This is a genomic window from Pantoea sp. PSNIH1, from assembly GCF_007680655.1.
Lineage (GTDB): Bacteria > Pseudomonadota > Gammaproteobacteria > Enterobacterales > Enterobacteriaceae > Pantoea > Pantoea eucrina.
Window position 1 is genome coordinate 1 of sequence record NZ_VEIP01000001.1, and the last position, 23,789, is coordinate 23,789.

A 23,789-nucleotide genomic window follows, 5' to 3' on the forward strand; every position below is an offset into this window, starting at 1 on the left:
GTGGTGGGTGATGACGGGTTCGAACCGCCGACCCCCTCCTTGTAAGGGAGATGCTCTACCAACTGAGCTAATCACCCCCGCTGTGTGGAGTCGCATTATAGGGATCCTTCGAAGTGAGTCAACGCTTTTTAAAATTAAAATGTTTGTTCGCTTTAAAAATAGTCACCCTGAAGGGGTTTTAGCCAATGTGCTGGTTTTATTAGCAGAAAAAGCCGTTTGCGCTACGGCAGCGGCGGTGAGAGTGATTGAGGAATCATCTCCACCTGCTAGAATGTGCGCACTGTTTTTTCGCGTTAACCCGTTTTTTTGTCATCCAGACAAGAAAACCTGCGCATCTAAGGCAATGCTGAATGAAAATTAAAACCCGCTTCGCCCCCAGCCCGACCGGCTATCTGCACGTTGGAGGCGCCCGCACCGCGCTTTACTCCTGGCTTTTTGCACGTCATTACGAAGGCGAGTTTGTCCTGCGTATTGAGGACACTGACCTGGAGCGCTCCACGCCGGAAGCGATCGAAGCCATTATGGATGGTATGAACTGGCTGAGCCTTGACTGGGATGAAGGTCCTTACTATCAGACCAAACGTTTTGACCGCTATAACGACGTCATTGATGAGATGCTGGAAGCGGGCACCGCCTACAGGTGCTACTGCTCCCGCGAGCGTCTTGATGCACTGCGTGAAGAGCAGATGGCTAACGGTGAAAAGCCACGCTATGACGGTCGCTGCCGCGACAGCCATGAACATCACGCTGCTGATGAGCCGTGCGTGGTCCGTTTCCGTAATCCGCAGGATGGCTCTGTCATCTTTGACGATCAGATCCGCGGCCCGATTGAATTCAGCAATCAGGAGCTGGACGACCTGATCATTCGTCGTACCGATGGTTCACCGACCTACAACTTCTGCGTAGTGGTGGATGACTGGGACATGGGGATCACGCACGTTATCCGTGGTGAAGATCACATCAATAACACACCGCGTCAGATCAACATCCTGAAAGCGATTGGCGCGCAGGTTCCTGTCTATGCGCACGTCTCCATGATCCTCGGTGATGATGGTAAAAAACTCTCCAAGCGTCACGGCGCGGTAGGCGTGATGCAGTATCGCGACGATGGCTATCTGCCGGAGGCGCTGCTTAATTATCTGGTTCGTCTGGGCTGGTCTCATGGCGATCAGGAGATCTTCAGCATTCCTGAGATGAAATCGCTGTTTACGCTGGATGCGGTCAGTAAATCAGCCAGCGCTTTCAACACTGAAAAACTGCAGTGGCTGAATCACCACTATATTACTACGCTGCCGCCAGAGTATGTGGCGACGCATCTGCAGTGGCACATTGAACAGCAGCAGATCGATACCCGCACCGGGCCTGAACTGGCAAAACTGGTGACGCTGCTGGGCGACCGCTGCAAAACGCTGGTGGAGATTGCCGCTTCCTGCCGCTACTTCTATGAAGAGTTTGACGCCTTTGATGCGGATGCCGCGAAGAAGCATCTGCGTCCGGTTGCGCGTCAGCCGCTGGAGCGGGTGCGTGACAAGCTGGCTGCACTGAGCGACAGCGACTGGAATGCAGAGCAGATTCACCATGCGATTCAGAGCGCGGCGGATGAACTTGAGCTGGGTATGGGGAAAGTGGGCATGCCGCTGCGTGTTGCCGTTACCGGAGCAGGGCAGTCGCCGGCGCTGGATGTGACCGTGGAAGCGATTGGCCGCAGCCGCAGCGTTGCGCGGATTGATAAAGCGCTGGCATTTATTGCTGAGCGCGAAGCTAACGCCTGATAGCTTATCGCTCTCGCACGCCGCGGGAGCGTTATCAGGTACAACAAAAAAGCCGGAAGCAATTGCCTCCGGCTTTTTTATGCATCCTGAATACCCAGCCTTTCCAGAACACCGCGGATCCCTTCACGCAGTAACAGGGCGGCGAGCTGGTCCTGTTCTGTCTGCGTCATTTGCTGGACAGAATTTATTAATAACGCAGGTAACGTATTCTGCTGAGCGGCGTAATTCGCTGCCGGTTCACTCGCGTGGCGGGTGGACTGAATAAAGCTTTTCACCCGCTCATCGATATGGATCAAACGCGCTTTGCCGCCCTGTACGCCGGGCTTAGGCGTGGTGGTCCAGTTTTCGCGTTTGATCCATTTGTTCACCGTCTGCCGACTGTAGCCCGTTTCAAGCGCGAGCTCTTCGGGGGTTAGCCATTCCTTTTTCACGATGCTGTCCCTGTTGAATACATTAGCTCTACATATTACAACAAAACGTTACTGGGAAAAGTAATCCGGACAGAAAATGCTTTTTACGACCAATAAAAGACATTAATAGGTTACGAGGCTTCGCGAGCAACTGCCTGTTCAGGGCGGAACGCCAGGAAATAGGTCAGACCGACGAAGATAGCTCCCCCTACGGCGTTGCCAAGGAACACGGCAATTACGTTAGGCGCAAACTCGGCCCAGCTCATCTGACCCGCAAAGATAGCCGCCGGCACAATAAACATGTTCGCCACGACGTGCTGGAAACCAATGGCCACGAACGCCATCACCGGGAACCACATCCCCATGATTTTGCCCACCATATCTTTACTGGCAAACGCCAGCCATACCGCCAGGCAGACCAGCCAGTTACAGCCCACGCCAGAGATAAAGGCATGCAGGAAATCGGCGCTGACTTTAGCGTGCGCAATCGCAACGGTTTTTTTCAGGTAGTCACCTTCCGTCATGCCCAGCATATGCCCAAAGAACCAGGCGACGGCGACGCTACCAATAAAGTTCGCAACCGTAACCCAGAACCAGTTACGCAGGACGCTCAAAGCGCTGATACGGCGGGCAAACCACGCCACCGGCAGCGTCATCATATTGCCCGTCAGCAGCTCACCGCCAGCCAGCACGGTCAGAATCAGACCGACCGGGAATACGGCAGCGCCCAGAAAGCTTGAGAATGAGCCCCATTCAGCAGGCAGCTGGTTAATGACGTGCAGATCAAGCAGGAAGCCGGTAGCGATAAAGGCACCAGCCATAAAGCCAAGGATTAATAAGGTTGAAACGGGCAGGCGGCTTTTAGCCACGCCAGCCTGAATCGCCAGCTGGGCGATCTCTTTAGGAGTATGTAGTGACATAATTCTCTTTTTCTTTTATTAAACAAAGGGATGATTTTACCGGTTATTAAGGAGCTAACCCTGGCAGGTCAACCGGTTAATTAGCGTGCGAAGTTTTACACGGACCATTAACGAAAACAAGCCTGGCGCTAACATCTTTAACCTGAATTTAACCCGCCAGCGCGCTGCTTTTTGGCCACCATCAGCAGCAGGAGGAGCATAAGTGGCGAAAAAAAGGTCACTACAACACGGGTTTGCCGTCTTTTTCAGCGATTGCACACAGAACGAGAATTTGCCGTTGACACACTCAGAGCGGTTTCATATTATGCCGTCCGTCGGGTCTGCCCGGCAGTTTTTTCGGTACGGGGCTATAGCTCAGCTGGGAGAGCGCTTGCATGGCATGCAAGAGGTCAGCGGTTCGATCCCGCTTAGCTCCACCAAACCGCTCCCAACGGTTTGAACCGAAAGAATGATTCCAGATGTGGGGGTATAGCTCAGCTGGGAGAGCGCTTGCATGGCATGCAAGAGGTCAGCGGTTCGATCCCGCTTATCTCCACCAAATCTTCGTTGTTGCTCTGAATATCTTCCCGTTACTGCGATAAATCTCTTCCTGAATGACCTTTTCTGTCAGTTCTGCTCCCTGCAACGCACGCTTTATAGCGGCAGCTATTCCGTTGATGAAAATCAGTGATGTGCAGAAAGCGCAGAGAAAAGCGGGAAGCGTGGTGCTGAAGGCGTAACGGCTGAGCAGGAGAGCAGGGCGAGCCGAAGCCCGCCCTGATAATCAGAAAGCGAGTACCAGACCGGCAATGGCAGCTGAGAGCACGCTGACCAGCGTTGAACCGTAGAGCAGTTTCAGGCCAAAGCGTGATACCACGTTGCCCTGTTCTTCATGCAGTCCTTTAATCGCGCCAGCCACAATCCCGATGGATGAAAAGTTAGCGAACGATACCAGGAACACCGAAAGAATGCCCTCTGCGTTAGGTGACAGCTGGCCTGCAACTTTCTGCAGATCCATCATCGCCACAAATTCGTTAGAGACCAGTTTGGTGGCCATGATACTGCCTACCTGCAGCGCTTCATGAGCCGGAACACCCATCACCCAGGCAAACGGATAGAATACATAGCCCAGCACGCCCTGGAAGCTGATACCAAAAATCAGGTCAAACAGCGCATTCAGACCGGAGATCAGGGCAATAAAGCCAATCAGCATAGCCGCAACGATAATCGCCACTTTAAATCCGGCAAGAATATATTCACCCAGCATCTCAAAGAAGCTCTGACCTTTATGCAGATCCTGCAGCTGCAGATCTTCTTCATTCTCTACGCGGTAAGGGTTGATCAGCGACAGAACGATAAAGGTACTGAACATATTCAGCACCAGTGCGGCAACCACATACTTTGGCTGCAGCATGGTCATGTAGGCGCCAACAATGGACATCGATACGGTCGACATAGCGGTGGCCGCCATGGTGTACATACGACGCTGCGACATTTTGCCGAGAATATCTTTATACGCGATGAAGTTTTCTGACTGTCCCAGAATCAGAGAACTGACGGCGTTAAAAGACTCCAGCTTGCCCATGCCGTTCACTTTTGACAGCACGGTTCCGATACCGCGGATGATCCACGGCAGAATGCGGAAATGCTGCAAAATACCGATCAGCGCAGAAATAAAGACGATAGGGCATAAAACATTAAGGAAGAAGAAGGCGAGTCCCTTTTCGTTCATGCCGCCAAACACAAAATTGGTGCCTTCACCTGCATATTTCAGCAGGTAATCAAACATGCTGGCAAAGCCCTTAACAAAGCCCAGTCCCGCCTCAGAGGTCAGGAAAAACCACGCCAGCAGGAGTTCAATCACTAAAAGCTGTGCGATATAGCGAAAGCGAATACTTTTACGGTCGTGACTGACCAGCAGGGCCAGCACGCCGACGACCACCAGTGCTAAAAGGAAATGCAAAATATGGGACATATCGGCTCCAAATTTGAGGAGGGTTGTATTTTGCTGCGTATTCTATGTAACACGTTACTTAAAAACGAGATCAAACCCGCATTATAAGTATTCAGTATCGCAATTTTTTGCGGATAACTCTGCCTGCTCACATCACCGTAACAAACCGCTCACACAATTTATCCACACAGAGATTGTTTATAATTTGTTCCGGGCGTAGAGTAAATCCGTTCTATGCTTTGTCAGAGGCCGATCTTTGCGTTGATGTATAGCATTGGCTATACTTTATAGCACTATCTATTACTGCGATAAATATAACCAGATTTTACTTGCCTGTAAGGCCCCTTAAACTCAGCGGGTCTACACGCGTCAGGACAGGATCACACTATGTCAGAAAGCCGCACCGCAGAGCGCGCCGCCCGCGGAGCCAGAAAACTCAAGCTCGCCCTGCTGGGGCCTGCGTTTATCGCCGCTATCGGTTATATCGATCCGGGTAACTTTGCCACCAACATTCAGGCAGGAGCCGCCTATGGCTATAAGCTGCTGTGGGTGGTGGTCTGGGCAAACGTCATGGCGATGCTGATCCAGCTGATGTCAGCCAAGCTGGGGATCGCAACCGGTAAAAACCTGGCGGAGCACATACGCGACCGTTTCCCGCGTCCCGCCGTCTGGTTTTACTGGGTGCAGGCCGAAATCATCGCGATGGCGACCGACCTGGCAGAGTTTATCGGTGCCGCGCTGGGCTTTAAGCTGCTGCTTGGCATCTCACTGCTGCAGGGCGCCGTACTGACCGGCATTGCGACCTTTTTGATCCTGATGCTGCAAAGCCGCGGACAGAAACCGCTGGAGCGGGTGATTGGTGGCCTGCTGCTGTTTGTTGCCGCGGCCTATATCGTTGAGCTCTTTTTCTCCCAGCCCAGCGTCAGCCAGCTCGTTACCGGGATGGCCCTGCCTTCGTTACCGGGGTCTGACGCGGTATTTCTGGCAGCCGGTGTACTGGGTGCCACCATTATGCCGCACGTTATCTATCTGCATTCAGCGCTGACCCAGCACGGTAATAAAGGCACCAAAGCCGAACGCTACTCCTCCACTAAACTGGATGTGGCGATTGCGATGACCATTGCCGGCTTCGTGAACCTGGCAATGATGGCCACGGCGGCGGCGGCGTTTCACTTCAGCGGACACACCTCCATTGTCGATCTTGACCAGGCGTATCTGACGCTGGAGCCGCTGCTCGGGCAGGCCGCAGCGATTGTATTTGGATTGAGCCTGGTGGCGGCCGGACTCTCCTCCACGGTGGTCGGCACCCTGGCAGGGCAGGTGGTGATGCAGGGCTTTATCCGGTTTCATATTCCGCTGTGGGTCCGGCGGGTGATTACCATGCTGCCCTCATTTATTGTTATCTGGGCTGGCTGGGACCCGACGCGCATTCTGGTGATGAGTCAGGTGCTGCTGAGTTTTGGTATCGCGCTGGCGCTGATCCCGCTGCTGGCGTTTACCGGGAATCGTGAGCTGATGGGGGATGAACTGGTCAACTCCCGCCTGATGCAGAACACCGGTCGCCTGATTGTGATGCTGGTCGTGGCACTGAACATCTATTTACTGGTGGGAGAAGCGCTCGGCTGGTAGCGTAAAAACCGGCGCGAAGGCGCCGGGAGAGGGTTTAGTGATGGTGGTCATGAGGATGCGGCGGGCCGCCGTGTCGCCAGTGCGCGCGACGTTCCCGTTCATGATGACGATCCTGTTCACGCCAGCGCTCCCGCTCGTGCCGGCGTCGTTCATGTTCGCGGTCGCGCTCCCACGCTTTATGACGCTTCCACTCTTCATGGCGCCACCAGCGATGTTCATTATACTGGTAGCGGTCGTTCCACCAGCGCGGTTCGCGCCAGTTCCCGCCATCCCAGTAATAGCCGCGACGGTCACGTTCTCCCAGCTGTAAACTGACGCCGGGGGCAAGATCGATGGTAGCGCTGGTAGCATGGGCTGTGTGTGGCACCAGCGGCGATAATGTTGCCAGCAAAACGGCAACGAAAAGTGCAGATTTCATGTTATCTCCTTGCGACAGCTTATCACTGCTATCGTCAGACCAGTGTGCCACATCGGACCAGCTTAGCCTTGAGAGTTAGTCTGAAAAAGTACGACGGCAGCAGAATATGCGGTTAGTTAACCGCCCCTGCTGCCGTAAAAGAGAGCGGTTACATCAGGATCCGATCGATCGCCTGCAGCTCTTCAGGAGTCAGCGCCGGCTGGCTCAGCATCGCTACCGCGTCGTCAATCTGCGCGATTTTGCTGGCGCCAATCAGCACTGAAGTGATGCGCGGATCGCGTAACACCCAGCTCAGCGCCATCTGCGCCAGCTTCTGCCCGCGCTGCTGCGCCAGCGCCTGCAGCTGCCGGACTTTTTCCATTTTCTCTGCGGTAAGCTGGTCCTCATTCAGGAATTTACTGCCGCTGGCAGCACGCGAATCCTGCGGGATGCCCGCTAAATAGCGATCGGTCAGTATGCCGCCCGCCAGCGGTGAAAAGGCGATGCAGCCGGTTCCCTGTTCGCCCAGCACATCCAGCAGGCCCTGTTCCGGGCCGCGTTCAAACAGCGAATAGCGCGGCTGATGAATCAGACAGGGCGTACCGAGCTCACGCAGCAGCGCTATAGCGCGTGCGGCCTGCTCAGCCGGATAGTTAGAGAGCGCAACATAGAGCGCTTTGCCCTGACGGACGCAGTGATCGAGCGCGCGCATCGTCTCTTCCAGCGGCGTATGCGGGTCGGGACGATGGTGATAAAAAATATCCACATACTCCAGCCCCATGCGTTTCAGGCTCTGATCGAGGCTGGCGATCAGGTATTTACGCGACCCCCAGTCACCATAAGGGCCGTCCCACATGGTGTATCCCGCTTTGGTAGAGATCACCAGCTCATCGCGCAGGCCGGAGAAATCTTCCCGCAAAATACGACCGAAGTTGCTCTCTGCAGAACCGGGCGGAGGACCATAGTTATTGGCCAGATCGAAATGAGTAATGCCGCAGTTAAAGGCGTGGCGCAGCAGTTCGCGACTGGTATCGACGCGCGTCGCGTCGCCAAAGTTGTGCCAGAGCCCCAGTGAAATAGCGGGCAGTTTCAGCCCGCTCTGGCCACTGCGGCGATAGTGCATCTGCTGATAACGATCGGGATGAGGAAAAAGAGGCATGGCTTAGAGTTATCCTGCAATAGAAATGAGCATTCCGGCCAGTTAGTGTATGCGTTTACACTGCGCTAAAAAGCGTGAAAGATCCCATTCTGCAGAGAGATATCACGCCGTAACGAATGCTTGCCATTCAGCCCGGCGCAATCGCGGTTAAAAAGTCGCTTCCTTTCAAAGCCATCGCTGATACTCCAGAACATTCCCCCTGGAAGGAGCATCTGATGAAGAGGTTCACCGTAAGCGACTATCTGTTACAGAGGCTGGATGAGGCGGGCATCCGTCACCTGTTTGGCGTGCCGGGCGACTACAATCTGCAGTTTCTCGATAGCGTGATCGCGCATCCGGCGATCGCCTGGGTCGGCTGTGCCAACGAGCTTAACGCCGCCTATGCCGCTGACGGCTATGGCCGCTGTCAGGGCGCGGCAGCGCTGCTGACCACCTTTGGCGTGGGTGAGCTGAGCGCGATTAACGGCATCGCCGGCAGCTATGCCGAGTATGTGCCGGTGATCCAGATTGTCGGTGCGCCGGCGCTGACGGTGCAGCAGCAGGGGGAGTGCGTGCACCATTCGCTGGGCGACGGTGATTTTCACCATTTTCTGCGCATGGCGCAGGAGGTCAACGCCGCGACAGCGGTGCTTACCGCAGAGAACGCTGCGGCGGAGATCGATCGCGTGGTAAGCACCGCACTGCATGAGCATCGGCCGGGCTACCTGCTGCTGGCGGTGGATGTGGCCGCGGCAGCGATAACCCCGCCGTCAGCCCGCGCTGAGCCGCACAGCGAAAACGCAGATGCCGCTGCAGCCTTTGCGGCGGCGGCTGAGCGTCTGCTGGCACCGGCACAGCGCGTGGCGCTGCTGGCTGATTTTCTCGCCGCACGCTGGGGGGCTGCCGCACAGCTGGCCGGACTGCGTGAGCTGCGCGCGATCCCGTCAGCGACGCTGCTGATGGGCAAAGGCGTGCTCAATGAACAGCAGCCTGGTTTTGTCGGCACTTACGCGGCGGCGGGCAGCAGCATGGCTATCCGCAGGGCGATTGAGGAGGCGGATGTGACGCTGTGCGCAGGCGTGCGCTTTACCGACACGCTGACCGCTGGCTTCACCCAGCAGCTCTCCGCTGAACGCGTTATCGATATCCAGCCGTTTCACAGCTGTGTGGCGGGCGAGCGCTTTGCGCTGCCAATGAAGGCGGCGCTGGCGGCGCTGCAGTCGGTTTATCAGCGTCACTGCCCGCGCTGGCCGACCGGAGAGAGCATGCAGTGCGAGGAAAATCATCAGATTGCTGCAGGGATAATCACTCAGCAGGCATTCTGGCAGGCAATGCAGCACTTCCTGCTGCCGGGTGATATTATCCTTGCCGATCAGGGTACGGCGGCATTTGGCGCAGCGGCCCTGCAGCTGCCGGAGGGGGCGCAGCTGCTGGTACAGCCGCTGTGGGGATCGATTGGCTATACGCTGCCGGCGGCGTTTGGTGCGCAGACGGCGCGGCCCGACAGCCGGGTGATCCTGATCATTGGCGATGGCTCAGCACAGCTGACTATTCAGGAGCTGGGCTCCATGCAGCGTGACGGCCAGCGCCCGGTGATTTTCCTGCTCAATAACGACGGCTATACCGTAGAGCGCGCCATTCACGGTCCGGAACAGCGTTATAATGACATTGCGCGCTGGAACTGGACCGCACTGCCGCAGGCGATGAGCCTGGAAGGGGCGGCGCAGAGCTGGCGGGTCAGCGAAACCGCGCAGCTGGAGGCGGCGATGGCGGTGGTCAGCAAAACCGCGCGTTTGTCGCTGATTGAAGTGGTAATGGAAAAACAGGATCTGCCGCCGCTGCTGCGCAAAGTTACCGCCGCCCTGCATCAGCGTAATAGTGGTGCAGTTTAAGAAAGTTGCCTCTATACAGATGGCCTGACAATCGCCAGGCTGTGCATCACACTGGATTAACAGCGTCCGCCTCACCGGCGGGCGTTGTTGTTTTATTGGCAGGCTTCTATAGTGTTTGCCACTATTTATGACCCAAGCGGAGCAGCAGAAGAATGACAAAATACGCCCTGGTCGGCGATGTGGGCGGTACTAACGCTCGTCTCGCGCTGTGTGAGGTAGAGACCGGCGCCATCTCACACGCCAAAACATTCTCCACATCAGACTACGACAATCTTGAAGCCGTTATCCGTTTCTATCTGGCGGAACAGCAGCAGGCAGTGACTGATGGCTGTATCGCTATCGCCTGTCCGATCACCGAAGACTGGGTCGAGATGACCAACCACGACTGGGCATTCTCAACGCGCCAGATGAAACAGAATCTGGGCTTCAGCACGCTGGAAATTATCAACGACTTCACCGCCGTCTCTATGGCGATCCCGATGCTGACGGAAAACGAAGTGATCCAGTTTGGCGGCAAAGCGCCGGTTAAAGATAAGCCGATCGCTATCTACGGTGCGGGCACCGGACTGGGCGTCAGTCATCTGGTACACGTCAATCAGCGCTGGGTCAGTCTGCCGGGTGAGGGCGGCCACGTCGATTTCGCGCCGAACAGCGAAGAGGAAGATCAGATCCTCGAAGTGCTGCGTGCAGAGATGGGCCACGTTTCTGCCGAGCGCGTGCTGTCAGGAGCCGGACTGGTCAACCTTTACCGCGCGATTGTGAAATCTGACGCGCGCGAGCCGCAAAACCTCAAGCCCAAAGATGTGACCGAGCGGGCACTGCAGGACACCTGTATCGACTGCCGTCGCGCGCTGACGCTGTTCTGCGTGATCATGGGACGCTTTGGCGGCAACCTGGCGCTGAACCTCGGCACCTTTGGTGGCGTTTATATTGCGGGCGGCATCGTGCCGCGCTTCCTCGACTTTTTCAAAGCCTCCGGTTTTCGCGCGGCGTTTGAAGATAAGGGACGTTTCCGCGACTATCTGGTCGATATTCCGGTGTATATGATCACGCACGATCAGCCCGGCCTGCTGGGTGCCGGCGCGCATCTGCGTCAGGCGCTGGGCCGCGTGCTCTGACACAGCGGCGGACGGCGCGGGTCGTCCGCCTTACAGCCGCATCAGCTGCCGGAACGGTCTGGCTTTGCTGCGGCTTACCGGTACCTGCGCTTCCAGATCGCGCAGCTTCACCAGATAGGTATTATTAAACCACGGCTCTATCTCGCGAATTTTACTCAGGTTCACACAGTAAGAGCGATGACAGCGAAAAAACAGCGCCTCCGGCAGCCGGCTGCAGAACTCACTGATGGCCACTGACATCACGTAGGCTTCCCGCCGCGTATACACAAACGTCAGCTTTTCATGCGCTTCTACATAATAAATATCGTTGATATCGGTAACGATGATGCGCTCATCTTTCTGCAGATTCACCGTCTGCGGCGTAACAGCCGGGCTGTTCTGCGGCGGCGGCGGCTGCGTGGTGGCCTCCAGCTTATTCAGCATGGTGATGATGCGCGCCTCATGATAGGGCTTGAGGATGTAGTCAAACGCGTCGAGTTCAAACGCCTCCACCGCATAATCTTTCCAGGCAGTGATAAAAACAATCAGGGGCTTGTGGGTAAACTGATGAATATTCTGCGCCAGCAGCATGCCATCGAGCGACGGAATATTAATATCGAGGAAAATCACGTCGACCCGGTGCGTCTGCAGATATTTCAGCACATCCAGCCCGTCATCAAAGCTTGCTTCAACCGTGATCTGACTATGCTGCTGAATCATCCAGCTGAGCTCCTGGCGCGCCAGAAATTCATCTTCCACTATTATGGCTTTCATACTGTTATTTCCGGTTGAACGCTGAGCGCGGCAGGAAGAGGCTGGCTGTTTTTCGGCAGGCTAAAGGCGATTTCCGTTCCCGGCTGGTGACGCATGATAATCAGCCCCTGGCCGGTCAGCAGTCTGACACGATGGTGAACGTTCAGCAGGCCAATTTTATTGCCCGGCATCTCATTGCGCGCAACGCGACGGATCACCTCGTCGCTGATCCCCGGTCCGGTGTCGCGTACGGCGATACGCACCCGATCGCCCAGATCTTTCACGCTGAGCGTCACCACGCCTTTGCCCCGGCATGGCTGAATGCCGTGCACAATAGCATTTTCCACCAGCGGCTGAATCAGCAGGCTGGGCAGAGTAAAGTGCAGATCGTCGTCGATATCGTAGATCATTGACAGCTTATCGCCGAAGCGCGCCTGCTCAATGGCAATATAATCTTTTACCTGCCACAGCTCTTTCTTGATATCGATCAGCTCATCCTCATTGAGTTCAAGGTTGTAGCGCAGGTAGCGCGACAGGTTGATAACCAGCTGACGGGCAGTATCGGGATTCATCCGGATTGAGGCAGAGATAGCGTTCAGGGCATTAAACAAAAAGTGAGGGTTAATTTTGCTCTGCAGGGCACGGAGTTCCGCCTTATTGGCCATTTCACGCAGCTGCTCAGCGCGCGATACCTCCAGCTGGGTCGAGATAATCTGCGACAGCCCGATAGCCATCTCTTTCAGCGAGCCGGTAATGCGATGCGCCCGGCGATAGTAAATTTTCAGCGTGCCGGTCACCTGACCCTGCTCCCAGAGCGGGATCACCAGCATTGAGTGAATATCGCGCGTGCGATGCGCTTCATCGTTGTTTTTGATGATGATTTTTCCGCTGGCAATCGCCTGTGCGGTAGTGGGGCTGATGCCATCATCGCCATTATGGTAGTTCTGTTCACCATAGCCGACATACGCCTGAATCTGCTGCGTATTGGTAATGGCAACCGCATCAGCGTGGATGTCGCGCCGGATAATATCGCACACTTCGCGCAGCGCATCGCTGTTTACCTGACGAAACAGCGGCAGCGTTTTATTCGCTATCTCCAGCGCAAGTTTGGCCTGCCGGGCGGCAATCGCCTCTTTTTCTCCCTCCACGCTCTGCACCAGCAGCACAATCAATCCGATACTGGAGGCACCCAGAATCATCGGCAGGGCGATTTCCGAGACAATCGTCAGGCCGAGCGCTGCAGGCTTTGCCCATAACAGGATCAGCAGCATAGTCAGCGCCTCGCACAGCATGCCGCCCACTATGCCGGCCCCCCAGCGCTGCTCTTTGCTGACCCGGCGATTAATTACGCCAGAGGCGATACCGGCCACAATGCTGGTGATCAGGCAGGGTACTGACGTGACGCCATCTATGTCGATCAGGAAGCGGTGCAGCCCGGCAATGACGCCGGTCGTCACGCCCACCCAGGGGCCAAACAGAATGCCGCCCGCCATCACCGCAATGACGCGGACATTCAGCAGCGAGCCATCCACCGCCACGCCGGACCAGGTGCTGAACAGCGCAAACAGCGAGAAAATCAGGGTGACGATCGCTTTCTCGCTCAGCGTGTGTTCATCTTTCTGCAGCAGCTGGCGCAACACCCGGGTGCGGGTGAGAAAAAAGAGGCAGATGAGCATCAGCGCTGCGCGATCGAATACCGCCAGCAGCATGTCAAAATGGAAGGGCACAGGCATTTCCGGGACAGAATATCGGTGGCGTCATAATAAAAAATGCGCGCGCAATGCGCCAGCATAGCGCTCCGGGTTTAACGGGCCGCATAAATGCGGCCCCTACAGGATTTGTGTAGAGGCGCCATTAATGGCGCCCTGGGTTAACGGGCCGCATAAATGCGGCCCCTACAGGATTTGTGTAGGGGCGCCATTAATGGCGCCCTGGTTTAACGGGCCGCATAAATGCGGCCCGTGCGGAGGCGCACAGGGGCGCCATTAATGGCGCCCTGGCTGTCGCTGCGGCAGTTTGCTATGTTGCACTCTTCCCCGTAGCGGAGCGCCGCCATGCAACTTCAGACCCCGCGATTAACCCTGAGCCGGTTGCAGCCGGAGGACTGGCAGATCTTCAAAGCGGTACATGAAGACGCTGCCACCATGACCTGGGTAAGTGAAATTCCCGATGAAAACGACATTCGTCAGCGTTTCAATGAACGCCTGGCGCCGTGGCAGCCCGCCAGCTTTCATATGCTGTGCCTGGTGGCGCGCCTGCAAACAAATCAGGAACCGATAGGCCTGTTTGGCTGCAGCGCCGAGTGGCACCCTTATCGCCAGGCGGAAGTTGGCTATATGCTGCGCCATAGCCACATCGGGCAGGGCTACGGCAGCGAAGCGCTGGCGGCGCTGGTTCACTTTCTGTTCAGCGCAGAATTTCATAAGCTGAAAGCGCTGGTGATTGAGGGTAACTGGCCATCCCGACGTATTCTGGAAAAGAATAATTTTATGCTGGAGGGGACTCTGCGGGATAATTATCTGCTAAACGGAGAGTGGGTAAACGATTGGGTGTTTGGCTGCCTGAATCCCGAAAAATAAAAAAATTTTCTGCTGCTCTCGACAGCGCAGGTCACAGCGCGTTATGTTCGGGGTGAGGTCACAACAAGTGATCCGCGTCGCTCGGACGGTCCGGGCGCTCACGTAATCCTGAGGACATCATGGCTGATAACAGCATACCCCGTCGTTTCTCGCGTATAGAACGCCTTCCCCCATACGTATTCAACATCACCGCTGAACTGAAGATGGCTGCGCGTCGGCGCGGCGAAGATATTATCGACTTTTCAATGGGGAATCCGGATGGCGCTACGCCGCCGCATATTGTGGAAAAGCTCTGTCAGGTGGCGCAGCGTGAAGATACGCACGGCTACTCCACCTCAAAAGGTATTCCGCGCCTGCGCCGGGCGATTTCGCGCTGGTACGCTGAGCGCTATCAGGTGGATATCGATCCGGAGTCAGAAGCGATTGTGACTATCGGCTCCAAAGAGGGACTGGCGCACCTGATGCTCGCCACGCTCGATCATGGTGACACCGTGCTGGTGCCCAACCCCAGCTATCCTATCCATATTTATGGCGCGGTGATCGCCGGGGCGCAGGTTCGCTCCGTGCCGCTGGTCGCGGGCGTGGATTTCTTTACTGAGCTGGAGCGTGCAATTCGCGAAAGCTATCCAAAGCCGAAAATGATGATCCTCGGCTTCCCTTCTAATCCCACCGCTCAGTGCGTCGAACTCGACTTTTTTGAACGGGTTATTGCGCTGGCAAAACAGTATAACGTGCTGGTGATCCACGATCTCGCCTACGCTGACATCACCTACGACGGCTGGAAAGCGCCCTCAATCATGCAGGTGCCGGGTGCACGCGACGTGGCGGTAGAGTTCTTTACGCTCTCCAAAAGCTACAATATGGCGGGATGGCGTATCGGTTTCATGACAGGAAACAAAGAGCTGGTAGCGGCGCTGGCGCGCATCAAAAGCTATCACGATTACGGGACATTCACGCCGCTACAGGTGGCAGCCATTGCCGCGCTGGAGGGCGATCAGCAGTGCGTGCGCGATATCGCTGAGCAGTATAAGCGCCGGCGTGATGTGCTGGTAAAAGGGCTGCATGAAGCGGGCTGGATGGTGGATCTGCCTAAGGCATCGATGTACGTCTGGGCAAAAATCCCGGAACGCTACGCGCATCTTGGCTCGCTGGAGTTTGCCAAACTGCTGCTGCAGGAGGCCAAAGTCTGCGTGTCGCCGGGCATCGGTTTTGGTGAATATGGTGATACACACGTGCGCTTTGCGCTGATTGAAAACAGCGATCGCATTCGTCAGGCGGTGCGGGGAATTAAGGCGATGTTCCGCGCCGACGGTATCTTACCGGGAGCGGTAAAAGAAGCAGAAGAGACGCGTTAAGCGTGCGTCGGGGCGACTGGTATGGTCGCCCCGTCCGGTACTCAGAGCATCAGCACAAAGGTGCCGACCCAAAGCAACACGAAAAAAGAGATGCCCATCAAAGCGTATTTCACAACATAACTCCTCTGTGCGGTTACCGTGATGGCGATCCCAGACCAGCGTAACCCGAACAGAATAAGAGAAAGGTGGAGTTCATTAACGCTACACGCTTTCTACTCAGGTGGTCCCGGCCAGACCGGAACAGGATCGGGCGCTAATTTACGCGGAATCGATCCAGAAATAAATAGGCCGGTTCTGAGATATTGCTCACAATTTATTGGGTCTGAATGTGCGGGATCGCCGACATGCCGACGCGCAGCTGCGCCAGATCGGGCTGACCCGCATCAAGCACAATCTTTACCGGCAGACGCTGAACCACTTTAGTGTAGTTACCCGTTGCATTATCAGGTGAAATTGCCGAGAAGGTTGCCCCTGTTGCCGGCGCAATGCTGTCGATACGCCCGGTAAAGGTTTTACCCGGTAGCGCATCAACAGTAACGCTGACCTTTTGCCCTGGCCGCACGTCGGTCAGCTGGGTTTCCAGATAGTTAGCCGTAATGTAGAGCCGCTGCAGCGGCACCACTGCCAGCAGGCGGCTGCCGGCACTGACATAGGCGCCCGGACGTACGGTACGCTGGCCGACCGTGCCCTCTACCGGCGCAACAATACGGGTATAAGAGAGATTAAGCTGCGCCTGGTCGACATTCGCCTGCGCGACTGCGACATCCGCCTCCGCCTGACGCACGGCCGCCTGCAGGACATTAACCTGCTTAAGCGCCGCGTCCAGCGCCGCCTCACTCTGTCGTACCGTCGCCGAAGCGGAACGCTGGTTAGTATCCGCTTTTTGCTGATCGTCAGCCGCAATGGTGCCACTTTTATAAAGCTGATTATAACGTGCGGCGTTCTGGCCGGCGTAGCGGGCCGCTGCCTCACTGGCCGCCAGCGTCGCTTTTGCCTGATTAATCGTCGCCTGCTGCTGCGCCAGCTGCGCCTGGGTGCTTAGCCGCTTAGCCTCGCTGACCTGCAGCGAAGCGCGCGCGGTTTCCAGCGCCACGCGAAAATCGCGATCGTCAAGCGTTGCCAGCAGATCGCCCGCCCGGACGTGCTGGTTATCCTGCACGCTGACCCGGGCGATATAGCCTGAAACTTTGGGGGCGACCAGCGTGTAATCCGCATTAACCCAGGCATCATCGGTGCGATGATCGTTGGTGGTCATGGCACGCCAGAGGAGAAAGGCGAGCGCGAGCAGCAGCACTAACAGGGCGCTTAGCAGCGCCGTTCTTTTTACAGCAGAGAGTTGCATATCAGTTTTCCCGACGTGGCGTAACAGGTTGAATCAATGTTTGAGGCGGCCAGACGCGGTGCGCCAGACAGAGCGTCAGCAGCAGCAGCAGGGCGCCAAAGGTGGTCAGCATCAGCCAGGCGTCGCTCAGGCTGAGTACCAGCGCCTGATGTTTCAGCAGGGCGGCAAATCCGCTCAGGTTCTGCACGCTACTGGCGCTGCCGTCCGGCAGCAGGGGAGTGCTGCTGCCTGCCTGCGCGCTGCTGGTCGCGGTCATCAGCCAGCTACGGCTGGCCGCCTGATCTACCAGTACATGCGAATGGAACTGTTCGCGATGGCTGATAAACCACTCCACCAGCGTGCTGGCCGCAATGCTGGAAAAACCGCGTACGGTGTTGAACATGGCAGAGGCAAAAGGGCCCTCCGGCGGCGCCACAACGCTGGTGGCACTCATCAGCACCGGCAGGATCACCATCGGCTGTCCGAACGCCTGCAGGATCTGCATCAGCCAGAAATTCTGCCGCGCCCAGTCAGTGGTAATCTGCGTTCCCAGCAGGCAGGCGGTGACCAGCAGCAGCACGCCGCAGCACAACACCCAGCGGCAATCGACCCGGCGAATGTTCAGCAAAGCGGCGATCAGCGGGGCAATCAGCAGCTGCGGCAGGCCCACGGTCAGCGCCAGCGGCGCAAACTGCAGCGTGCGAAATCCCTCTACCTGACCAAAATAGAGCGAAGGCAGCGCTGAACCGGAGAGTGCCAGAATCAGCACCGCCATCAGCGCCAGCAGGCCGTGCGCCAGGTTGGAACGGCGCAGCATCTGCAGCCTGAACAGCGGCAGCGGATGAAACCACTCGTTAATCAGAAACACCGTCAGCAGCGCCAGCGCACTCAGCAGCATGGCGGTAAACAGCGGTGAGCTGAGCCAGTCCAGCCGTTCCCCCTGAGTCAGGGCCAGAATCAGCAGCGCCATGCCGGCGCAGCCGGTAAGCATGCCAAACAGGTCGATCTGCCGAAAGCGCTCCAGGCGCAGCGGATCCTGCGGCAGTCCCCAGGCAATCAGCGTCATTGCCAGCAGCATGGCCGGGACTACCTGCCAGAACACAAACGCCCAGCCCACCTCATCGGTCCAGAACGCCGCCAGCGAGGCCGCCATATTGGGGCCGAAGGTGGCGGTAAGCGCATAGGCGCCCAGGCCATAGAGTTTGATCGGCGGCGGCAGAAAGCGCAGCGCCACTGTCATCAGCAAGGGCGGCAGCGCGCCGCCAAAGATACCCTGCAGCACGCGCAGCGCAATAAACAGCGTCGCATCCTGCGTCAGCGGCAGCACCAGGCCGCACAGCATAAAGCCGGCAGAAACCACCAGGGCAAAGCGGCGCAGAGAAAAGGTGATGGCGAACCAGGGCGCGATCATCATTGCGGCGACTTCAGCCGCCTGATAGCCGGAGACAATCCAGCTGCCGCGATCGTGACTGACACCGATAGCGGCGCGGATATCTGCCAGCGCAATATCCGTGACCCGATCGTTGAGTCCTGACGTCAGCGCCGCGATCAGCACGCCCGCCAGCCCGAGAGCCAGGCGCAATGTAAACGGGTGCGGAGCTGGCGGAGCAGCGGGCGAAGCGGTCATAGCAGAACTCTCATGAAATTATGATGCAGTGTATTACGATGTGATACAGGTCGCGCATCTTACATGCCGGTATGATGTATTGCAATGTGATACGCAGGTACAAAAGTGCGATCATTCGCGCTACAGTAAAGCAGGCTCATAAGGAACGCATTATGGTGGGATCTGCCTCAGGCCGTGAGGATGAAAAAGCGGGTGGCATTCAGGTCATTGCGCGTGCGGCAAAAATTTTACATGCGCTGGGTGAACATCCCGGCGGCATGAGTCTGGGCGAAATTGCGCAGGTGGTGAACCTGCCACGCTCCACGGTACAGCGCATCGTGGCGGCGCTCGACAGCGCTCAGCTGGTGCGCAGTAGCGGGGCAGGGGGCCTCAGGCTGGGGCCAGCTCTGCTGAAACTGATCTCCAGCGTCCATACAGATGTGGTGGAGCTGGCGCGTCCGCTGCTGGAACAGCTCTCAGCAACGGTTAATGAAACCGTCTCGCTGGCGCGCGCCAGCGGGACGCAGCTGGCGATCGTTCATTATGTCGTGGCGCCGCGCGAGCTGCGGGTCGTACCGCGGATGGGGCTTAATCTGCCGCTCTATAGTACCTCCGGCGGCCGGGCGCTGCTGGCGCTGGAGAGCGATGAAGATGTACAGCTGCTGGTGGGCGATGCCTGGCAGGAACTCACGGATAAAACGGTAAAAACGCTGCCGCAGCTGATGGCGCTGATTGCTGAAGTACGCAGCAGTGGCCTGGCGATCGATCGCGGTGAAACGCTTGAAGGGATCACCACCCTGGCGGTCGCCATTGACACACTGTTCGGACGTTTCTCTATCTCGCTGCTGGTTCCCGGCGCGCGCTTTGCGCAACATGAAGCGCGCTATCGCAAAGAGATCATCACCTGTAAAGAGGCGCTGCTGCGCGAAATTGGCAAAATAACCGCTGTGGAGAAGAGGTAACGACTCATGAAAATGTTGTTAATGGCTATCGATAACTCACCGGTCGCGGAGAAAGTTATTGCGCTGACCCTTGAACAGGCGCTGGCGCTCAACGCCCCGGTCACGGTGCTGTGCTGTATCGATCCCGCCTATTCAGCCTGCAGCCAGCCTATCGAAATTGACGCCGGTGAAGATCCGGATGATTTTGTCGCGGCAAAAGATGAGCAGAACACCGCCGAGATGGTGGTGCGTCATGCGCTGGCTCCGCTGCTGCGGGCGGGTGTGAATGCCAGAGGCGTCATCCTGGCGGGTGAAGCCGCTGAAACCATTGTGGCGCAGGCTGCGGCACTGCGCGCCAGTATGATTATCATGGGACGCCGGCACCTCTCGCCGCTTAACCGGCTGCTGAAAGGCTCGGTCAGCGCGGCAGTGATCGAACGCGCGACCTGTCCGGTTCTGCTGGACGTGCGTAAGGATTAACGCCGTATTATGACGCTGCTTTTTATTTCGGTGCTGGCCGCTTTTGCACTGCTGGCGCTGGTGATTGTGATGCTGGTACGCACCACGGCGCTGCGAGCCTGGCAGGGGGTGCTGCTGTTTATCCTGCCGCTTGTGGCAGCTAATCTGATCTGGTTTAGCTGGCTGCATCCGCGTCAGGCAGAGAAGATACAGATGGAGGCGGTTGCGCAGCAGCTCAGCGCGGCGCCAGGCTATCGCCTGCTTAGGGTTCAGGAGCCGGAGCTGTGGCAATTACTGAATCGTGAACTGCGGCATAAGCTGCAGCAGGGCGTTTCCGCCGAACAGGCGCTGGGCGACCTGCGGGGCTGGCTGACTGATATCGTCAATAAACGTATGACCCGCGCCAGCGATGATGCAGTGATCGCCTATGTTCAGGTGTCGGTGGAAGAGATGCAGGCGCTGCAGCAGCAGAGTCCGCAGCGCTGTTTTCAGTTCCTCTATCCGCAGGTCAGCGGCGGCATCAATCTGCAGGAGGTGCTCACTCCGGCACTCTATCAGCGCGACGGTCATGCGCTTGAAGCCCTGCTGCTGAGCAGCCAGGGGGCAGAGCAGCAGACCGACCAGACGCTGGCCCGCCGCGATCTGCGTGAGATAGTTGACAGGCTTTATGGGAAATGGGGCAATAAACTTCAGCAGCTTAATCAGCCGGCTGATACCGCCGTCGATCGCAGCGCGCTGTGTGCTATGTCTATCGATCTCTACAGCGCCATTCTCGCATTGCCTGCTAAGCGCGCCGCCGGCCTTTTACGTAATATGGTGCACAGCAACGGCTAACCGGTGAAAAAAAGCCCGCTCAGCGCGGGCACAAAGGTCACTTTGTTACATCTTCTTATTATTGATATTACCTGGTGTGGAGCAGACATCGTGTGGTCTGACTGCACTATCGCAGTTGTCATATGATAAGAAAAGCCGTTTGGTTTTATTGATTCAATTGGCAAAAACACTGGTCTTAACACTGTTTCGCGCGTTTTCCTATAGGCGCGCGGTGGCATCGTTGTTTACACTTCGACGCCTGAAGAGGACACCTGAATGAAAAATATCGTTACCGGCGCGTTAGCGCTCATTATGCTGGCGGGCTGCAGCGTTAATCAGCCTGGCGGATTTGAACGTGTAGATGAAGATAATACGTCCAACACCGTTCAATATCGTTACGACCCGCATAGCCTTAATCGGGATGCCATGAATGTTGACCTGGCAAATTACTGCAGCGAGCGGGGTTTTGATAAAGTGGATTCGCTGCCTGCGCAGGACAGTCATCTGCCAGGATTAAAGAAAGCCTGGTATCAGTGTAATTACGCGATTAAAAGCTAAAAAAAGGGCGGGATATATTCCCGCCCTGCTTATTTATTTTTTTATTAGTGCTGTGTGCGCTTTGCCCGATTATCCGTGACGATGCCCGTGGTGGCCATGATGCCAGCCGCGGTCATGACCCCAGCCAGCGCCGCGGCCACGGTCGTGCTCAATAATACATCCGCTGAGCAAACTGACCATAACCGCTATCGACGTTAACGAAATAAGCTTTTTCATGGAAAGACCTCCTCTTTTCCAGTGAGGTCAGATTACGCCGGAATAGTGGAGTGAAGATGCAGCAAATGTAGAGTTATTTAGATAAATATTGCCAGATGTGTCTAAATAAAAGATCGGGAAAGCGGGTTTTTCTATTTGAATCAGAATAAGCTGAATAGCAGGCTATATTAGCGCGATAATTCTGAAAGACAATAATTCGCGCCTGCGGATGAAAAATAAAAGTGCGAGCGCTCAGGATAACAGCGCTCGCCTGTAAGTTAATTATGCAGTGCAGGCCTGTTAATTGCCTGACGGCGCGGCTGACGAACGCTCAGTGAAAGCAGCAGCGAAATAACCAGCAGCGTCATGATCAGACTAAAGGTAACGGTAAAGCCACCGAACAGGGAGGCGACTAGCGAGCCGAGCACGCTGCCAATACCAAACCCGAGGTAGATCAGCCCGTAATTTTTTGTCAGGTTGTTCAGGCCAAAGAAGTCGCTGATCAGCGCCGGGAAAACGGTGATTGTGCCACCGAAGCTGAAGGCTACGCAGGCCAGCGAGACAAAAAAAGTGGTTTCGTTCATACGGGTAAACAGCAAAATACTCATGCCCGCGAGCGCAATACATTGCGCCAGTGAGATCACCCGGATACGGGCCATTTTGTCTGACAGTACCCCCAGCGTTAACCGGCCGCTAAGGTTGGCAATGGCGATAACCGTTACGGCACTGGCGGCTATCTGCGGCGTAAGGTGCACCATTCCTTCGCCGATATCTTTCGCTACGCCGATCACATACAGGCCGCTCATACAGGCGGTGAGGAACATCAGCGCCAGCATCCAGTATTGCGGCAGGCGAACCGCCTGTGCCAGCGTAAAGTCGCGTCCGGCATGCTGCGGATTGTTGCTGGCAGCGCGCACCGGCGCATCGCGCATCAGCAGCGCGCCGCAGAACATCATGCTCATCGCCAGCACGCCCCAGATCATGAAGGTGTTCTCCAGGCCAACAGCATCCAGCAGGGTGCCGCAGATAAATTTGAAGCCGAGACTCCCCAGACCGTAGGCGCCGATTGAACAGGCGGAGATAAGGCCTTTGCGCTCAGGAAACCACTTTACACAGTTGGATAGCGTCATCAGGTAGCCCGCACCATCTGCCAGGCCCACCAGAATACCGGCGCTCAGATAAAGCATCATCAGGTTATCAGCCTGCGCGGTCAGCCAGAATCCGGCTGCCATCAGGATGCCGGCTCCGATAGTCACATTACGCACGCCAAAACGCTCCTGCAGCTTGCCTGCCAGCGAGGAGGCGATAGCCAGCCCCAGGCTGAGCAACCCAAAGGAGAAAGCAACCTGACTGACTGATTCGTGCAGTTTATGCGCCAGCGCGCCGTTAAAGAGGCTCCAGGTATACACTGACCCCAGCGCAAGCTGGGTAATGACAGTGCCGATCAGAGTCAGTATGCGGGTGCGCTGGTAGTGCGCCGTTGAGGCTGTGGTCATGGTGATTCTCCCGTCCGGGAATATGGAGTCTGCTGGCAGCTTAGCGCGCACGCGCGTAGCCGCGGCCGGATCCCGCTTCAGCGGTCAGAGAAACAGAATGAAATGCCGTTTTTCCGGTATGAATGGCAGCAGCGTGACAATTCACGTCCCGGTATGTCCTGCGATGAGCATATGTAACCAGGTATGTTAAGCGAGGCGATTTTGCTGCAGAGTCCGGGATGTTTGCCAGGCTTATATTTCAACCAACGGGAGGAAATATGAAAGACCGAGCATATGAATCCGTATCCAGTGGAGATGAAGTCTGCTGTCTTATCGGTCAGGCGGTGATCGAATTGAGCGATGAACATCAGCCTGTCAACAAAGCCACGCTGTCGTTAAAGCTGCTGGCTATGGCCGATCGTGACAGGGATGATGAGCGGGTAATGCTTTACTGGATCGCCAGAAAAGCCCTTAATCAGCCGCAGCAGCTTCAGTCCGGCGCAGGTGGCTGGCGTTAGAGGATGAGCAGAGCGGGCTGCACGCCCG

The 23,789-nt window shown here is 56.5% G+C and carries 23 protein-coding genes and 3 tRNA genes; 13 read left to right on the top strand and 13 right to left on the bottom strand.

Translation table 11 applies throughout. The annotated features are described in order from the left end of the window. Window position 1: 1 nt before the first annotated feature. A tRNA-Val gene (locus tag FS690_RS00005) sits at window positions 2-77 on the bottom strand. A 273-nt stretch (window positions 78-350) separates the two neighbouring features. Between FS690_RS00005 and gltX the strand changes: the two genes are divergently transcribed. Beyond that, complete coding sequence (gene gltX, locus FS690_RS00010; RefSeq protein WP_071668079.1) at window positions 351-1,772, top strand: glutamate--tRNA ligase; 1,422 nt, start codon at window positions 351-353, stop codon at window positions 1,770-1,772. A gap of 77 nt (window positions 1,773-1,849) precedes the next feature. Here the strand turns inward: gltX and FS690_RS00015 are convergent, their stop codons facing one another. Together FS690_RS00015 and FS690_RS00020 are read right to left on the bottom strand one after the other, a co-directional pair. Beyond that, window positions 1,850-2,203, bottom strand: a complete 354-nt coding sequence (locus tag FS690_RS00015; protein WP_039379424.1) for a YfeC-like transcriptional regulator — start codon at window positions 2,201-2,203, stop codon at window positions 1,850-1,852. A gap of 110 nt (window positions 2,204-2,313) precedes the next feature. Beyond that, window positions 2,314-3,102: a formate/nitrite transporter family protein gene (locus tag FS690_RS00020; protein ID WP_094111922.1), complete on the bottom strand. Its 789-nt coding sequence runs from the start codon at window positions 3,100-3,102 to the stop codon at window positions 2,314-2,316. 343 nt (window positions 3,103-3,445) lie between these two features. On the opposite strand from FS690_RS00020, the gene FS690_RS00025 reads away from it, so the two are divergent. Together FS690_RS00025 and FS690_RS00030 are read left to right on the top strand one after the other, a co-directional pair. Beyond that, window positions 3,446-3,521: transfer RNA gene (locus FS690_RS00025), tRNA-Ala, on the top strand. A gap of 43 nt (window positions 3,522-3,564) precedes the next feature. Further along, a tRNA-Ala gene (locus FS690_RS00030) sits at window positions 3,565-3,640 on the top strand. A 225-nt stretch (window positions 3,641-3,865) separates the two neighbouring features. Here the strand turns inward: FS690_RS00030 and FS690_RS00035 are convergent. After that, the gene (locus FS690_RS00035) at window positions 3,866-5,056 is read right to left on the bottom strand and encodes a NupC/NupG family nucleoside CNT transporter (RefSeq protein WP_039379419.1); all 1,191 of its coding nucleotides are present in this window, start codon (window positions 5,054-5,056) and stop codon (window positions 3,866-3,868) included. A gap of 366 nt (window positions 5,057-5,422) precedes the next feature. On the opposite strand from FS690_RS00035, the gene FS690_RS00040 reads away from it, so the two are divergent. Next, a complete protein-coding gene (locus FS690_RS00040; protein ID WP_039379417.1) occupies window positions 5,423-6,664 on the top strand; it encodes an Nramp family divalent metal transporter in 1,242 nt (413 codons plus the stop codon). A gap of 34 nt (window positions 6,665-6,698) precedes the next feature. On the opposite strand, the gene FS690_RS00045 is transcribed toward FS690_RS00040, so the two are convergent. Together FS690_RS00045 and mgrA are read right to left on the bottom strand one after the other, a co-directional pair. Next, a complete protein-coding gene (locus tag FS690_RS00045) occupies window positions 6,699-7,082 on the bottom strand; it encodes a DUF2502 domain-containing protein (protein ID WP_052246436.1) in 384 nt (127 codons plus the stop codon). A gap of 148 nt (window positions 7,083-7,230) precedes the next feature. Continuing rightward, window positions 7,231-8,220: an L-glyceraldehyde 3-phosphate reductase gene (mgrA, locus tag FS690_RS00050; RefSeq protein WP_145338895.1), complete on the bottom strand. Its 990-nt coding sequence runs from the start codon at window positions 8,218-8,220 to the stop codon at window positions 7,231-7,233. A 215-nt stretch (window positions 8,221-8,435) separates the two neighbouring features. Here mgrA and FS690_RS00055 point away from each other — a divergent pair, with 215 nt between their 5' ends. Continuing rightward, window positions 8,436-10,091 carry an alpha-keto acid decarboxylase family protein gene (locus tag FS690_RS00055; protein WP_145338896.1) on the top strand — a complete coding sequence of 552 codons (1,656 nt, stop codon included), beginning with the start codon at window positions 8,436-8,438 and terminating at the stop codon, window positions 10,089-10,091. A 152-nt stretch (window positions 10,092-10,243) separates the two neighbouring features. After that, a complete protein-coding gene (gene glk / locus FS690_RS00060) occupies window positions 10,244-11,209 on the top strand; it encodes a glucokinase (protein WP_039379409.1) in 966 nt (321 codons plus the stop codon). A 30-nt stretch (window positions 11,210-11,239) separates the two neighbouring features. Here the strand turns inward: glk and FS690_RS00065 are convergent, their stop codons facing one another. Further along, window positions 11,240-11,962: a LytTR family DNA-binding domain-containing protein gene (locus tag FS690_RS00065; protein WP_104085255.1), complete on the bottom strand. Its 723-nt coding sequence runs from the start codon at window positions 11,960-11,962 to the stop codon at window positions 11,240-11,242. Continuing rightward, the gene (locus FS690_RS00070) at window positions 11,959-13,650 is read right to left on the bottom strand and encodes a sensor histidine kinase (protein WP_039379405.1); all 1,692 of its coding nucleotides are present in this window, start codon (window positions 13,648-13,650) and stop codon (window positions 11,959-11,961) included. The genes FS690_RS00065 and FS690_RS00070 overlap by 4 nt, the downstream gene beginning before the upstream one ends. A 345-nt stretch (window positions 13,651-13,995) precedes the next feature. Between FS690_RS00070 and FS690_RS00075 the strand changes: the two genes are divergently transcribed. Continuing rightward, entirely contained in the window at window positions 13,996-14,520 is a 525-nt protein-coding gene (locus tag FS690_RS00075; protein WP_039379402.1) for a GNAT family N-acetyltransferase, read from the top strand. A gap of 119 nt (window positions 14,521-14,639) precedes the next feature. Then, window positions 14,640-15,875, top strand: a complete 1,236-nt coding sequence (gene alaC, locus FS690_RS00080; RefSeq protein ID WP_039379399.1) for an alanine transaminase — start codon at window positions 14,640-14,642, stop codon at window positions 15,873-15,875. A 41-nt stretch (window positions 15,876-15,916) separates the two neighbouring features. On the opposite strand, the gene ypdK is transcribed toward alaC, so the two are convergent. The 3 genes from ypdK to FS690_RS00095 form a co-directional block, all read right to left on the bottom strand. Next, entirely contained in the window at window positions 15,917-15,988 is a 72-nt protein-coding gene (gene ypdK, locus FS690_RS00085) for a membrane protein YpdK (RefSeq protein WP_006120362.1), read from the bottom strand. 200 nt (window positions 15,989-16,188) lie between these two features. Beyond that, window positions 16,189-17,217: an HlyD family secretion protein gene (locus FS690_RS00090; protein WP_145338897.1), complete on the bottom strand. Its 1,029-nt coding sequence runs from the start codon at window positions 17,215-17,217 to the stop codon at window positions 16,189-16,191. Window position 17,218: 1 nt separating this feature from the next. Continuing rightward, the gene (locus tag FS690_RS00095) at window positions 17,219-18,823 is read right to left on the bottom strand and encodes an MFS transporter (protein WP_145338898.1); all 1,605 of its coding nucleotides are present in this window, start codon (window positions 18,821-18,823) and stop codon (window positions 17,219-17,221) included. 152 nt (window positions 18,824-18,975) lie between these two features. Here FS690_RS00095 and FS690_RS00100 point away from each other — a divergent pair, with 152 nt between their 5' ends. From FS690_RS00100 to FS690_RS00115, 4 genes are all read left to right on the top strand, one after another. Then, window positions 18,976-19,764, top strand: a complete 789-nt coding sequence (locus tag FS690_RS00100) for an IclR family transcriptional regulator (RefSeq protein WP_039379392.1) — start codon at window positions 18,976-18,978, stop codon at window positions 19,762-19,764. A 6-nt stretch (window positions 19,765-19,770) separates the two neighbouring features. After that, window positions 19,771-20,223, top strand: coding sequence for a universal stress protein (locus tag FS690_RS00105; protein ID WP_039379390.1), 453 nt, complete (start codon window positions 19,771-19,773; stop codon window positions 20,221-20,223). Window positions 20,224-20,232: 9 nt separating this feature from the next. Continuing rightward, window positions 20,233-21,036, top strand: coding sequence for a hypothetical protein (locus FS690_RS00110; RefSeq protein WP_145338899.1), 804 nt, complete (start codon window positions 20,233-20,235; stop codon window positions 21,034-21,036). A 255-nt stretch (window positions 21,037-21,291) separates the two neighbouring features. Then, window positions 21,292-21,573 carry a hypothetical protein gene (locus FS690_RS00115; RefSeq protein ID WP_039379385.1) on the top strand — a complete coding sequence of 94 codons (282 nt, stop codon included), beginning with the start codon at window positions 21,292-21,294 and terminating at the stop codon, window positions 21,571-21,573. A gap of 69 nt (window positions 21,574-21,642) precedes the next feature. Here the strand turns inward: FS690_RS00115 and FS690_RS18280 are convergent, their stop codons facing one another. Together FS690_RS18280 and FS690_RS00120 are read right to left on the bottom strand one after the other, a co-directional pair. Continuing rightward, window positions 21,643-21,789, bottom strand: a complete 147-nt coding sequence (locus tag FS690_RS18280; RefSeq protein ID WP_166714036.1) for a hypothetical protein — start codon at window positions 21,787-21,789, stop codon at window positions 21,643-21,645. 257 nt (window positions 21,790-22,046) lie between these two features. Next, the gene (locus FS690_RS00120) at window positions 22,047-23,264 is read right to left on the bottom strand and encodes an MFS transporter (RefSeq protein ID WP_039379382.1); all 1,218 of its coding nucleotides are present in this window, start codon (window positions 23,262-23,264) and stop codon (window positions 22,047-22,049) included. Between the two features lie 257 nt (window positions 23,265-23,521). Between FS690_RS00120 and FS690_RS00125 the strand changes: the two genes are divergently transcribed. After that, on the top strand, window positions 23,522-23,761 hold the full coding sequence (locus tag FS690_RS00125; RefSeq protein WP_039379380.1) for a hypothetical protein: 240 nt from the start codon (window positions 23,522-23,524) through the stop codon (window positions 23,759-23,761). The last annotated feature ends 28 nt before the right edge of the window (window positions 23,762-23,789 follow it).